The sequence below is a fragment of the Halomonas sp. RT37 genome (genome assembly GCF_040070525.1).
In the GTDB taxonomy this organism is placed as follows: Bacteria; Pseudomonadota; Gammaproteobacteria; order Pseudomonadales; family Halomonadaceae; genus Halomonas; species Halomonas litopenaei.
In genome coordinates, this window is the sequence record NZ_CP098827.1 from 181,269 (window position 1) to 194,445 (window position 13,177).

Annotated in this window: 11 protein-coding genes; 6 read left to right on the forward strand and 5 right to left on the reverse strand. The window is 66.3% G+C overall.

Annotated elements, in window-relative coordinates:
• Nucleotides 1-28: 28 nt before the first annotated feature.
• Nucleotides 29-1,414, reverse strand: a complete 1,386-nt coding sequence (locus tag NFG58_RS00835; RefSeq protein ID WP_348827408.1) for an amidase family protein — start codon at nt 1,412-1,414, stop codon at nt 29-31.
• Between the two features lie 55 nt (nt 1,415-1,469).
• Nucleotides 1,470-2,990: an NCS1 family transporter gene (locus NFG58_RS00840; RefSeq protein ID WP_231498543.1), complete on the reverse strand. Its 1,521-nt coding sequence runs from the start codon at nt 2,988-2,990 to the stop codon at nt 1,470-1,472.
• A gap of 381 nt (nt 2,991-3,371) precedes the next feature.
• On the opposite strand from NFG58_RS00840, the gene NFG58_RS00845 reads away from it, so the two are divergent.
• The 6 genes from NFG58_RS00845 (at nt 3,372) to NFG58_RS00870 (ending at nt 9,695) form a co-directional block, all read left to right on the forward strand.
• Nucleotides 3,372-4,388, forward strand: a complete 1,017-nt coding sequence (locus tag NFG58_RS00845) for a GntR family transcriptional regulator (RefSeq protein WP_348827409.1) — start codon at nt 3,372-3,374, stop codon at nt 4,386-4,388.
• A 566-nt stretch (nt 4,389-4,954) separates the two neighbouring features.
• Nucleotides 4,955-5,836 carry a polysaccharide deacetylase gene (locus NFG58_RS00850; protein WP_045993136.1) on the forward strand — a complete coding sequence of 294 codons (882 nt, stop codon included), beginning with the start codon at nt 4,955-4,957 and terminating at the stop codon, nt 5,834-5,836.
• A gap of 64 nt (nt 5,837-5,900) precedes the next feature.
• Nucleotides 5,901-7,259 carry an MFS transporter gene (locus NFG58_RS00855; RefSeq protein ID WP_108449503.1) on the forward strand — a complete coding sequence of 453 codons (1,359 nt, stop codon included), beginning with the start codon at nt 5,901-5,903 and terminating at the stop codon, nt 7,257-7,259.
• A complete protein-coding gene (locus NFG58_RS00860; RefSeq protein ID WP_045993138.1) occupies nt 7,256-8,044 on the forward strand; it encodes an SDR family oxidoreductase in 789 nt (262 codons plus the stop codon). The genes NFG58_RS00855 and NFG58_RS00860 overlap by 4 nt, the downstream gene beginning before the upstream one ends.
• Before the next feature lie 100 nt (nt 8,045-8,144).
• Nucleotides 8,145-8,885, forward strand: coding sequence for a 3-oxoacyl-ACP reductase family protein (locus tag NFG58_RS00865; protein WP_045993139.1), 741 nt, complete (start codon nt 8,145-8,147; stop codon nt 8,883-8,885).
• 21 nt (nt 8,886-8,906) lie between these two features.
• Nucleotides 8,907-9,695, forward strand: a complete 789-nt coding sequence (locus NFG58_RS00870; RefSeq protein ID WP_287163567.1) for a hypothetical protein — start codon at nt 8,907-8,909, stop codon at nt 9,693-9,695.
• A 113-nt stretch (nt 9,696-9,808) separates the two neighbouring features.
• Here NFG58_RS00870 and NFG58_RS00875 read toward each other — a convergent pair whose 3' ends face one another.
• From NFG58_RS00875 to NFG58_RS00885, 3 genes are all read right to left on the reverse strand, one after another.
• Nucleotides 9,809-10,816, reverse strand: coding sequence for a Gfo/Idh/MocA family oxidoreductase (locus NFG58_RS00875; RefSeq protein ID WP_348827410.1), 1,008 nt, complete (start codon nt 10,814-10,816; stop codon nt 9,809-9,811).
• Nucleotides 10,817-10,833: 17 nt separating this feature from the next.
• Nucleotides 10,834-12,045, reverse strand: coding sequence for a Gfo/Idh/MocA family oxidoreductase (locus NFG58_RS00880; RefSeq protein ID WP_222516200.1), 1,212 nt, complete (start codon nt 12,043-12,045; stop codon nt 10,834-10,836).
• A gap of 75 nt (nt 12,046-12,120) precedes the next feature.
• Entirely contained in the window at nt 12,121-13,089 is a 969-nt protein-coding gene (locus NFG58_RS00885; RefSeq protein ID WP_045993143.1) for a sugar phosphate isomerase/epimerase, read from the reverse strand.
• Nucleotides 13,090-13,177 lie beyond the last annotated feature (88 nt).

Here is a 13,177-nt window from a genome sequence, read left to right on the forward strand (position 1 = left end):
GGCGCCGTCGGCGCCGAATGAATGTGAGTTACGCCGTCAGCGCCGAGCTGGCGCCAAGGGCCACCCGCAGCAGCGCTTCGTCCTCGCCGCAGGGGCCGCTCAGCTGCAGGCTGGTGTGCTGGCGGTCGTCGTCGCGCCCGCTGGGCAGCGCCACCGCCGGCGAGTCGAGCAGGCTCGCCACCATGCTCAGGCGCAGCGTCGCCAGATTGACCTCGGCAAAGTGCTCGGGGTCGGCTTCCAGCGGCGCGAGCAAGGGCGCCACATGCGCCACCGTGGGCGTCAGCAGGGTCGCGCCAGCGAGCTCATCGCGCAGCCGCGTCTTGAGCGCCTGACGCAGGCGATACAGGCTGACCACGCTGTCCGGGGGCATCTGGCGGGCGGCCTCCAGGCGCTTGCGTACCCTGGGGTCCATGGCCTCGGCATCGGGGCCTTCCAGCAGAGCGCGGTACTCGGTGTAGGCCTCCGCCGCGCCCAGCCAGCCGTGGCGGGTGATGGCCTCCAGGGTGTCGGCGACGCTTGCCACACGGCGACGGACGATGTGGAAGCCGGCATCCTCGAGACGGCTGGCGCAGGCCTCCAGATTGTCGCCCACGGCACGGGATACCCTCGGGTCGTCGAGGCAGCCTGCATCGAGTACGATCACCGACTGTTCGGGCACGGCGGCGGCACGAACCAGCGGCGCGCTGCCGCGCATCGTGTCGTCGATGGCCAGGCAGTCCTCGAGGGTGCTGGCGATGACGCCGATGGTGTCCAGGCTGTCGGCCAGCGGTGTCACTCCCTGGCGCGAGTGGCGGGCCTGGGAGGGGCGATAGGACACCAGCCCATTGAAGGCCGCGGGGACGCGCAGCGAGCCGGCGGTGTCGGTGCCGATGGCGGCCGGCACGATGCCTTGGGCGACCGCCACCGCGGAGCCGGAGCTGGACCCGCCGGGGGCCCTGGGCTCGTTCTCGTTTCTGCTTTCGTGCTCGTGCTCGCTCGAGGTGGGGGGAGGGGTATGGTGCGGCGTACCGTAGTGGGGGTTGAGGCCAAGCCCCGAGTAGGCGATCTCGGTGAGGTTGGTCTTGCCGATGCAGACCATGCCCGCGCCGGCGGCGTGGTGTACCGCCTCGGCGTCGCGATCGGCCGGCGTCTTGCCCAGCACCTTGCCGCCGGCGGTGGTGGCGGTGCCGGCGATGTCGAACAGATCCTTCCAGGCCAGCGGCACGCCGTCCAGCGGCCCGCGCAGGGTGCCCGAGCGCTGACGCTCGGCACAGGCCTCGGCCTCTACCAGGGCGCGTTGTTCGGTCAGCGAGATAAAGACGGCGTCACTGTCGGCGGCCCGGGTCAGGCATTGGCGGGTCAACGAGACCGGATCGAGTTCGCCGCGTCGGATGGCCTCGCCGATGGCCAGGGCGGTGAAGGGTTGTGCAGGCATGCACGTCTCCTGTAGCGGGTGGTGGGCGCCGCCGCGGGCGGCGCCAGACGACGACTCAGCGATCCTCGCGCTTGAGCGCGGAGTCGGGGATGTCACCGGTTTCCAGGCGTTCGAAGCGTCCCTTTTCGGTGTAGACCCAGTTGCGGCCCACCGAGGTGGCGAGGAATCGGTCGTCGTAGCCGGAGGTGATCTCCTCCTGAGGATAGCGCCGCAGCACCCAGGCTTTCATCAGTACGATATAGACCACCAGGGCCGAGCCGAAGCCTACCGCGTAGGCGTACTCGAGGAAGATCAGCGCCAGGCCACCGCCGATGATCCAGGCGATGAGGCCGGCGGGGTTGAAGCCGCCGCTGAAGCGGAACTGGCCGTTGGGATCGTACAGCGCCGGAACGTTGAGGCGACGCCGACGCAGCAGGTAGTAGTCGGCCACCATGATGCCGCCCACCGCCGACAGCACGGCGCCGTAGTAGCTGAGGAAGGTGAACAGGTTGTTGAGGATCAGCCAGGGCATCGAGGCGGTGCCGATGATGCCGGCGATGACCAGGGCGACCGGGTAGCTGACCCTTGGCGCGCCGGCGTTGACGAAGGTCAGCGCCGCCGGGATCAGGTTGGCCGCGTTGTTGGTCGACCACTGGGCCAGGATCACCATCGCCAGCAGTGCGATCAGGGTGAGGCCGCCGCCCTGTCCTTGGATGACGGTGACCGGATTCCAGTCACCGGCGGCGATGAAGGACACGCCGCCGATCAGCGCGATCCAGGCCTGGGTGGCCGGCAGCGCCAGAAACTGGGCGACGAAGACGTTCTTGTTGCGCTGAAAGAAACTGCGCTCGCCACCCTTTGTCTTGAGGAAGCGGGTCAGGTTGGGGATATCCACCGCCAGCGCCGACCAGAACGCCATGTTGGCGAAGAACAGGCCGAGCGCGGCCACATTCTGGTCGCCGACGAAGGTCCAGATATTGATGCCCTGGGTCTCGGCGAGCACGTCGAGGGTGAAGTACATCCACACCGAGATGGCCACGATGCAGGGGGCGGCGATCGACGCCAGCAGCTCCACCGCGCGGATGCCCAGGGCGGTGTTGACGATCTGGACCACGGCAAACAGCACATACCACAGGATCCAGTTGTCCAGGCCCCACAGGTACTCGACGATGCCGTTCAGGGCCAGCGCACCCAGGTAGGTCTGCACGCCGAACCAGATGGCCGCCACCACCCCGCGGGATACCGCCGGCAGGTGGGTGCCCTTGAGGCCGAAGGGCGCGCGCAGGTAGACCGCGAACGACAGTCCATGTTCGGTACCGATGTCGGCGGTCAGGCTCATCACCACGCCGAGTACCAGATTGGCCAGAAAGATGATGGCGACGACCTGTATCAGCGGAAGGCCAGCGACCCCGCCGGCCCCCAGTTGGAAGGTGGCGATGATCACCGCCATGCCGATCCATAGCCAGATGAAGCCAAAAAAGCCGATGGTGCGTTGATTCAGCCAGACCGGCAGGATCGCCGCTTCCAGCAGGTGGTCGCCGCTGTCGCGGGCTGCCGCCGAAGTGGCGGGGGTGGGGGCGTCTTGTGGTGTGGCCACGGGAGCGCTCCTTGAATGTCGTTGGTTGTTGTTGGAGGCGATAGCGACGTCGGACGAAGAGATATCTCCGTTTCGCATAAATGCAGTATGGATACAAAAATCATTTTTTGGCAAGGGCCGTCCTGCGCCTTAAGCCGCATAGGGGGCGAGGACAATCTGTAATAGGCTGTTTTCCGGTAAAAAGGCTTTTTTGTGTTCGTGCAGACGGGAATGGATCTTGTGAAGTTGGCAACAAACGTCATTTCCGAGTGGCTCGAAAGGGTCCTGAAGAGGTGTCAAGATGGGCGCTTGTTGCCCGGCTGCCGGGCCTTGGATCGTGGCTGCCGGACATCGGTGGCGTGTAAGCGAGAGGTCAGGTGATTGGACGTCAGGGAGGAACGGGTGCTGAGTACGCCAGCTAGGTCGAGGCAGGAGGGCAGTCGCGCCCCCCGCTACGCGCTGATCCAGGATTCACTGCGAGAAGCCATCGAGTCGGGGCGGGTGCCGCCCAATCAGGTGTTGCTGGAAGGGCCTATCGCACGGCTGTTCGGCACCAGTCGTGGGCCGGTGCGCAAGGCGCTGGAGCTTTTGCACCAGCAGGGCCTGATCAGCCGCTTTGAAGGGCGCGGCTTTCTGGCGACACCCGATCCCGGAGCGGTGGAGCCGGCGCGGGAGGCGCTGACCCCTGAGCGTCTTGGTCTCGGCATCGATGAGTCACCGGTGGTGGATACCCGTCCGGCGGCCGAGCGCATCCACGCCGAGGTCGAGGAGGCGGTGGCCACCTGTCTGGCGTTTGGTCACTTCCGCATCGTCGAGACCAGCCTCAGCGACTACTACGGCGTCAGCCGCACCGTGGCGCGAGAGGTGCTGGGACGGCTGCGCAGCCAACGGCTGATCGAAAAGGATCGCCACTCCCATTGGCTGGCGGGGCCGCTGACCGCCCAGGCGGTGGCCGAGGACTACGAGATTCGAGTGCTGCTGGAGCCGGCGGCGCTCAAGGCCTCTGGCCCGCTGATCGAACGTGAGGAGCTCGAGCTGATGCGCGACCGGGTGCAGCGACTGATCGACCACCCCGAGCAGCAGTCTGCCGCGACCATCGCTCGACTCGAACGTGACCTGCACCAGGGTTGCCTGCGTCACTACCGCAATCGCAAGGCCGGCGAGATGATTGCCCAGAGCCAGTTGCCGGTCATCGTCAATCGCATGTTCTTCCAGACGCTGGGGGTTCCTCGGGACGAGCCCCTGTTGATGGAGCACAAGCTGGTGATCGATCACCTGCTGTTTGGCGCCTTCGACGCCGCCGCCTCGAGTCTGCAGTCCCACCTCCAGGCGGCTGCCGAGCGCACCCGCCGTCGGCTCAAGGTGCTGTCGGTATTCCCCGAACCCGACCTTCCCCCCTACCTTCAGCGTATCGTCTGACGCAAGCGCAGGGCGCAGGGCGAGCGTCGGCGCCGCCTTGCGCTCCGTCCTCGGCATGTTCCTTTGTTTCCGGTCTCTTGCCTTTTGCGGCCTTTCCTCAAGTCTAGCGGTCGGCCTGCCGCAGGCCGGTGTGCTGTCCTGCCCCCTCCTGGTCTAGAAGTAAAAAATGTCAGTTGGATACCGCGCCCATAAAAAATGACGTTTTATTCGATCGGCATTTTTGGGGCTCGTCTGTTCTCACCCATTGGTCGAAGAAGGTTTGCACTTTTGGCTGTTGCTGAAAGCCTGAATGGTCGGCCTTGTATCGCCAGTCTTGCCTATAACCTGGCTTGGGCCGCAGGTTTTGGTCATTGGCGAGCGTCGCGACGCGCTGCTCTACGCCTGAAATCTCCGTCTTGACAAAAATGACCTTTGTATCCAGTCTTCAATTGATGGCGGTCGACACAACCGCTGACGCCGCAGGACCGATGGCACGTCGGTAGTCCAGCAAGCGCACGACCGACACCAGGGCCAGCGGCGCCACCGCAAGCCCCAACAAGACCAAGCAACAAGACGAGGTGTTCAAGATGGCGAAGAAAGAGATTCTCTGTGCATTTGGTGTCGACGTGGACGCCGTGGCCGGCTGGCTCGGTTCCTACGGTGGCGAGGACTCCCCCGACGATATCTCCCGCGGCCTGTTCGCCGGCGAGGTCGGTGCACCGCGCCTGCTCAAGCTGTTCGAGCGCTACAACCTGAAGACCACCTGGTTCATTCCCGGGCACAGCATCGAGACCTTTCCCGAGCAGATGAAGGCGGTGGTCGACGCCGGTCACGAGGTCGGGGTCCACGGCTACAGCCACGAGAACCCCATCGCCATGACCCGCGAGCAGGAACGCGACGTGCTCGACTACAACATCGAGCTGGTGACCCAGCTGTCGGGCAAGCGGCCGACCGGCTATGTGGCGCCCTGGTGGGAATTCAGCCCGGTGACCAACGAGCTGCTGCTCGAGCGTGGCATCAAGTACGACCACAGCCTGATGCACAACGACTTCCACCCCTACTACGTGCGCGTCGGTGACTCCTGGACCAAGATCGACTACTCCAAGCCGGCCAAGGAGTGGATGAAGCCGCTGGTGCGTGGTGAAGAGACCGACCTGATCGAGATCCCGGCCAACTGGTACCTCGACGACCTGCCGCCGATGATGTTCATCAAGAAGTCCCCCAACAGTCATGGCTTCGTCAGCCCGCGTCAGTTGGGCGAGATGTGGCAGGACCAGTTCGACTGGGTCTACCGCGAGAACGACTACGCGGTGTTCACCATGACCATCCACCCCGACGTCTCCGGCCGTCCTCAGGTGCTGATGATGCTTGAGCGACTGATCGAGCATATGCAGAGCCACGAAGGCGTGCGTTTCTGCACCTTCGACGAGATCGCCGACGATTTCGCCAGCCGCCATCCACGCGGCTGAACGCGACGCCATCGCGCCTCCCCTGACAACCACACCACAACGATAACGAAAGAGGGTGACGTCAATGACCGAGCCAACCCAAACCGCGCCCTCCGGGGCCCGTCCCGACGCGGACGAGCCCTGGAACGCTGTCATCACCAAGAAACAGATCGGCTACGCCTCGCTGGTCTGCTTTATCGCCTGGGTGGCGTCGGTCTACGACTACACCCTGTTCGGCACCCTGTTGCCGGTCATCGCCGAAGACTTCGGCTGGACCACCGCCAAGGCCACCGCGGTCAACACTTGGGCCACCATCGGGGTGTTCCTGGTGTCGCTGGTGGTCGGCACCATGCTCGATCGCTTCGGCCGCAAGAAGACGCTGATCCTGCTGGTGATCGGCGGCGCCGTCAGTTCCGGCCTGTCCGGTATCGCCATCGGTGCCGCTTCCATGGTGATCATTCGCGCCTTCTCCGGCTTTGCGGTCTCCGAAGAGGTGGTCAACGCCGTCTATCTCAATGAGATCTACAAGAAGGCCAAGGGCCGCGGCTTCATGTACAGCCTGGTGCAGAGTGGCTGGCCGGTCGGTGCCCTGCTGGCCGCCGGCATGACCTCGCTGCTGCTGCCGATCGTCGGCTGGCGCGGCAGCTTCTTCGTCGCCGCCTGCGCCTCGATCATCGTCATCGTGATGGCGGTCCGGCTGCCCGAGTCGCCGGTCTTCGCCGCGATCAAGGAGGTCGAGCGGCGGCGCAAGGCGGGTGACGCCGAGGGTGCCGCCCAGCTTGCCGCCGAGCACGACGTCGAGGTCAACACCGGCAGCAACCTGGGCCTCAAGGGCGTGTTCACGCCGGAACTGCGTCGTCACACCATCTCGCTGTCGCTGGTCTGGCTGTTCAGCTGGATGGCGATCCAGGTGTTCGCGGTGCTGGGCACCACGGTGCTGGTGGAGGCCAAGGGCGTCAGCTTCGAAAGCTCGCTGTACGTGCTGATCCTGGCCAACGCGGTGGGCTTTGTGGGTTACCTCAGCCACGGCTGGCTGGGCGATCGCATCGGTCGGCGCAACACCGTGCTGATGGGCTTTCTGCTCGGCGGCGTCGCCAGCATCCTGATGCTGCTTGGCCCGGCCAGCGACGGTTTCGTCTACCTGATGTACGCCGTCACCCTGTTCTTCCTGCTCGGTCCGTTCGCCGCCATCCTGTTCTACATGGGTGAATCCTTCCCGCCCCATGTGCGCGGCACCGGGGCCAACGTGGCCCACGTCATGGCGCCGGTGGGGGCCATCGTCGGCTCCGGTCTGGTGTCGGTGCTGCTGACCGCGGGTGTCAGCATGACCTGGTCGGCGATCCTGGCGGGCTCGCTGCCGCTGGTGCTCAGTGGACTTTTGATGTTCGGCACCCGTCATGTGGACCATCGTGAACACGACACCCTCGAGGAGGCGGTGGCATGAGTGCTCTGACACGCGACGATGGCCTGGCCGGCAAGGTCGCCATCATCTCCGGTGCCGCCAGTGGCATCGGCCAGGCGCTGGCGGTCAGCTACGCCAGGGCAGGCGCCAAGGTGGTTGCCGGCTACTACCCCGGTGACCCCCATGACGTCGAGGCGACCGTCTCGGCGGTTGCCGATGCCGGCGGCGAGTGTGTGGCGGTGGCGCTGGACGTGCGCGATGGCGCCCAGTGTGACGCCCTGGCCCAGGCCGCCATCGACCGCTTCGGCAGGCTCGATATCGCGGTGGCTGGCGCCGGCATCCTGCGTCAGGCAGCGCTCGAAGATCTGACCGACGACGCCTGGAACGACATGCTGTCGGTGGACCTGACCGGCGTGATGCGGATATTTCGCAGCGCGGCGAGGGTGATGACGGGGCCTGGCGCCATGGTCGCGGTGTCGTCCATCGCCGGCGGCGTCTATGGCTGGGACGAGCACGCCCACTACGCCACCGCCAAGAGCGGGCTGATGGGCCTGGTCAGGTCGCTGGCGGTGGAGCTTGCCCCTCGGGGCATCCGCGTCAATACCTTGATCCCCGGGCTGATCGAGACCCCGCAGTCACTGGACCCGGTCAACTCCCTGGGCCCGGATGGCCTTGCCGCCGCAGGCAAGGTGATCCCCGCCGGCCGGGTCGGCCACGCCGATGAGGTCGCTCGCACGATACGTTTTCTGACCAGTGACGACGCCTCCTACGTGACCGGCCAGCAACTGATCGTGGACGGCGGCTTGACCGTGCGCTGGCCGAGCTGAGGCCAGCCGTCAAGGCGCCGGCCAAGGCGCATCCAAGCCAGCGACGCGAGGCGAGGGCGGCGGCCCTCGCCTCGTGCCCCCAGCGAGTGGAGAGAATCCCATGTCACAGAAACTTCAGGGCAAGGTTGCCCTGGTGGTGGGCGGCGCCAGCGGTATCGGCCGTGCCATCGCCAACCTGTTCCACGCCGAAGGTGCCACCGTTGCGGTGGCCGACCTCAACGCCGATGCCTGTGATCAGGTGGCCCGCGCGCTGCGCGCCCGGGTCAGCACCCATCGCGTCGATGTTTCCGACGAAGCCTCGGTGAAGGCCATGGTCGATGAGGTGATCAGCACCCACCAGGTGATCGACGTGCTGGTCAACAGCGCCGGCATCCTCGACGAGACGCCGTTTCTCGAGATGACCAGCGAGACCTTCGACCGCATGATCGGCATCAACCTGCGCGGGGTCTTTCTGGTCAGCCGCGCGGTGGCCCCGCATATGGTCGAGCGCAAGGCCGGGCGGATCATCAATGTTGCCTCGCAGCTGGCGCTCAAGGGCGGCATGGGGCTGTCCCACTACTGCGCCGCCAAGGCCGGCGTGCTGGGGCTGACCAAGTCCATGGCGCGGGAGCTGGCACCCTTCAACGTGCTGACCAATGCCATCGCGCCTGGCCCCATCCTGACCCCGATGCTCGAGGGACTGAGCCCGGAATGGATCGCCGACAAGGAGGCGGAATTGCCGCTCGGACGCTTCGGCAGGGCCGAGGAAGTGGCGCCTTCGGCGCTGATGCTGGCGGCGTCTCCGGATGGTGATCTGTACCTGGGCCAGACCCTTGGTCCCAATAGCGGCGACGTGATGTAGCGGCCAGACAGGAGTCCGTGAATGCTCACCCTGCTGCTGGTCAAGTGGCTGTCCACCGCCCTGGTAGTGATCGGCGTGTCGGTGGCGGTGGTGCGCCTGGGGCCACGCCTGGGCGGGGTGCTGGCCGGCACCCCGATCGTGCTGGGGCCCGGCTACTTCTTCATGCTGGGCGAGCAGCCCGGCGCCTTCGTTGCCGAGGCGGCGCTGGGCTCGCTGCACGCGATGTTCGCGACCCTGGCGTTCTGTCTGGCGTATGTGCTGCTGGCGGGGCGACAGGGCGCGCTGGCGGCTGTCGCCCTGGCCGCCGTGCTATGGCTGCCGGTGGCGGCGCTGGCTGCCGTCTTGCCAGGCGGCACGGGTCTCGCGCTGGTGCTGTTCATCGCTTGCCTGGCCCTGGCGATGCGGCTGATGCGCGCGCTGGGCTTGTCGCGGACGGCGGTGTCGGCGCCGCTAGTCTGGGCCGACCTGCTGATACGCGGCACCCTGGCCGGGGGCATCGTGTGTCTGGCGACCGTGGTGCTGGCGGATATCGCCCCGGCGCTGTCCGGCGTCGCCCTGAGCTTTCCCATCGGCATGCTGACCATCGCCCTGACCCTGCACCAGCGCTACGGCGCCGAGGTCGCTCGGGCCACCCTGGCCGACACCCAGCTTGGCATGCTCAGCCTGGTGGCCTTCAGCGCCGTCCTTGCGGCAACCGCCGCCCATCTTTCCCCCGTGCTGTCCTTTGGCCTCGCCCTGGCTGCCTCGCTGGGCACCAGTAGCGCCCTGTGGGCGTGGCAGAGGCGTCTGCACAGCCCGCGTCACGCGTGAGACCGGAAGGGGGGCGCGCGCCCCGCCCGGGCTCTTGTCGGGCCTTGCTCCAGGCAAGGTGCGATGAACCAAAAAAAGCCCCGCCGTAGCGGGGAAATGCCTCACGAATATCGCTACTGCGCTACTGCGGCCCAGCCGCCGCTGTCGACCGAGGCGAAGATGGCGTCGATCACCCTGAGATTGGCAATGGAATCCTCCAGCCCATAGAGCCCGACCTCCTCACCGCGCAGGGCGCGGCAGAAACGACTGACCTCCTGTTCGTACTGGTCCATGGGCGGGAAGGTTTCCGTCTTGGGGTCGCTCTGATAGAGGTCGAAGACGTTGTCGTGAACCACCCGGGTCGGGCGCTCGACCGGAGCGATAAAGGGCTCTGGCAGATCGATGGCACCTTGGCTGCCGACGATGTGCAGGTGCTGGGCGGCACTGGTGGCGGTGGAGACCATCAGGCTGGCGTGGCGCCCCTCGCCGTAGTCGAGCAGCACGCTGGCGACGACGTCCACGCCATGTTCCGGGTCGCGGCTTGCGTGGGCCATCACCCGCCGGGGTTCGCAGCCAAAGGCGAAGCGAGTCGCCATGGCCGCGTAGCAGCCGACATCATAGAGCGCGCCACCGCCGAACTCCGGGCGCATGCGGTAGTTGCCGGGGTCGTCGAGACCGAAGGTGAGCATGGCCTGAACCATGCGGATGTCGCCATAGGCGCCGGCCTTGATGCGCTCCTTGACCGCCAGCCAGCGCGGCTGGTGGCGCACCATGAAGGCCTCGCAGAACAACAGTCCCGGCGGCACCCTGAGGCTCGCCGCCTGTTCGGCGGTAAGCGCCAGGGGCTTTTCGCACAGAACGTGCTTGCCCTTGTCCAGCGCCTTCTGGGCCAGCTCGATATGCAGATGGTTGGGCAGCGGGATGTAGACTGCCTCCACCTCCGGGTCGTCGATCACCGCTTCGTAGCTTGCGTAGGCGCGCGGAATATCCATCTCGTCGGCAAACGCCTGGGCCGATTCCTGGTTGCGTGACCCCACCGCCAGAACCTCGGCGTGGGCGCTCGCCCGCATCGCCGGTATCAGCTTGATGCGCGCAATATTGGCGGTGGAGAGGATGCCCCAGCGTACCGGTGCGTCGATCATGGTCGGGTTCCTTGCGGTCAGGGTGTGAGTTGTGCGGATGAGCGCTGCTGGGGGGCGGGCACCGATACCCAGCGACGCTCCTGGCAGGAGACGTCGATGGCGGTGAGGATATTCTGGTTGTGGCGGCCGAAGGCGAAGTCGGGGAAGCAGCCGGCAGATGAGGCGATGCCCTGGACCAGGTCGTGGACCTCGATCACCTTGACGTCGAAGTAGCCGATGCCGCCACCACCGTAGTCGAACGGAAAGAAGGCGCGGAACTGCGGCACCTGGGAGCCCGCCAGCAGGGTCTTGAAGCCGCGATCCTCACGCCGGTCGGCGTAGCGGAAGAGCTTGAGCTCGTTGAAGCGCTCGCCGTCCATCACCAGGGTGCCCTCGCTGCCGCTGACCTCCCAGCCGATGCCGAAGACCTTGCCGGCGGCCACCCGAGAGCTTTCGATCACGCCGCCGGCACCACTGGCGAAACGCACCAGCGCCTGGGTCTGGTCGTCGTTCTCGACCTCGCGACGCTCGGCGCCTGCTGTCGCCTTGCTGGCGTAGCCAGCGCCCTCGCCGGCTCCATCCACCACGGGCCGGGTCGCAAACAGGATCTGGCTCTGGGCGCAGACCTCCTCGATATCGCCCATCAGGAACTGGGCGACGCTGATGGTGTGGGCGCCCAGGTCGCCCAGTGACCCGGTGCCGGCCTGCTGGCGCGAACAGCGCCAGGACCAGGGCAGCTCGGGATCGTTGAAGAAGCCCTGGTCGAAGGTGCCGCGAAAGCGTATCGGTGTGCCGATGGCACCCTCGTCGATCAGTCGCCTGGCGAGCAGGGCCGCCGGCGTCTTGATGTTGTTGAAGGCGACCATGGTCTTGACCCCGCGGGCGCGGGCCGCCTCGGCCATCTTCGCCGCCTGGTCATCGTTCATGGCCAGGGGCTTTTCGCAGTAGACGTGCTTGCCATGGTCGATGGCGGCCATCGCCATGTCGAAGTGCAGGGCGTTGGGCGAGGTGATGTCCACCACTTCCACCTGCGGGTCGGCGACCAGCTCCCGCCAGTCGCCGTAGGCGCGCTCGACGTCCAGCCGTTCGGCGGCGGCCCTGGCGGCCTGATCGCCCTGGTCGGCGATGGCGACCAGGCGAGGACGCAGCGGTAGATCATGGTAGAGCGTGCGGGCACGGCGGTAGGCATCGGCGTGGGCCTGACCCATGAAGCCGCTACCGATCAGGCCAATGTTGAGCGCCTTGGGCATTCGCTTGTCTCCGCTGGTGGGTCACGTCGCCCGGGGATGGTGAGGCTGGTCGAGCCGGGCGATCACCGGCGTGGCCTAGTTGGCGTTGGGCAGCTCGTAGTCGGGCTTTTCGCTGGGCATGCAGGCGCGCAGCAGTTCCACCGAGCGCACCACGCCCTCCCGGCGCGACAGGTTGATATCCTCGTGCTCGATGCTCAGCACGCCGTCCTGGTAGCCCCCGGCCTGCAGCCAGTAGCAGAAGTCCTTCCACCACTCGAGTTTCTGGCCGTACCCTAGGGTCACGTAGGACCAGCCGCGATCACGGAAATCGCCCATTGGCTGATTGTCCAGACGGGAGGTCAGGCCCACCGCCGCCGGGTTGAGCGCGGTGTCCTTGGCGTGAACATGGTAGATGTGGCGGGCGTAGCGCTGGACCACCTCGATGGGATCGGCGCCCATCCACAGAAGGTGGCTGGGATCGAAGTTGAGGCCGACGATGTCGCCGATCTCGCCATGCAGGCGCAGGAAGCCCGGCAGGTTGTAGACCAGCTGGTTGCCATGCATCTCCAGGCATAGTTCACGAATGCCTTCGCCGCGGGCGTGGTCGGCCAGCTTGCGCCAGTAGGGCAGCGCGACCTCGTTCCACTGGTAGTCGAGCATCTGGGCGGTTTCCGGTGGCCAGGCGGCGGTCACCCAGTTGGGGAAACGGTCATCCGGGCCACCGCCAGGCAGGCCTGACATCAGATTGACCCGGGGCACCTCGAAGTGACGGGACAGCGCGATGGCCTGCTCGACCACCCTGTGCTGGCGCTCACCATCGGTGGGATGCAGCGAGTTGCCGTTGGCGTTGAAGGCGGAAATCGTGACGCCATGGTGGGCGAGCCTGGCCTTGAGGTCCTGGCGTGCGGCTTCGCTGTCGAGCAGTGCTGCGGCGTCGAGGTGGGGCGAGTCCGACCAGTTGCCGATGGAAAATTCCACGCACTCGATGCCCTGTTCGGCGCAGAAGGCGAGCAGGTCGTCCAGTGACATATTGGCCAGGCTGTCGGTGACGAGGCCGATTTTCATGTGATGCTCCTGTCAAGCGAACCCGCCCATGAAGGGCGGGCGAGGTGTGGATGATCAGTACCGACAAGGCCTGCTCGGTGAGTCGCCG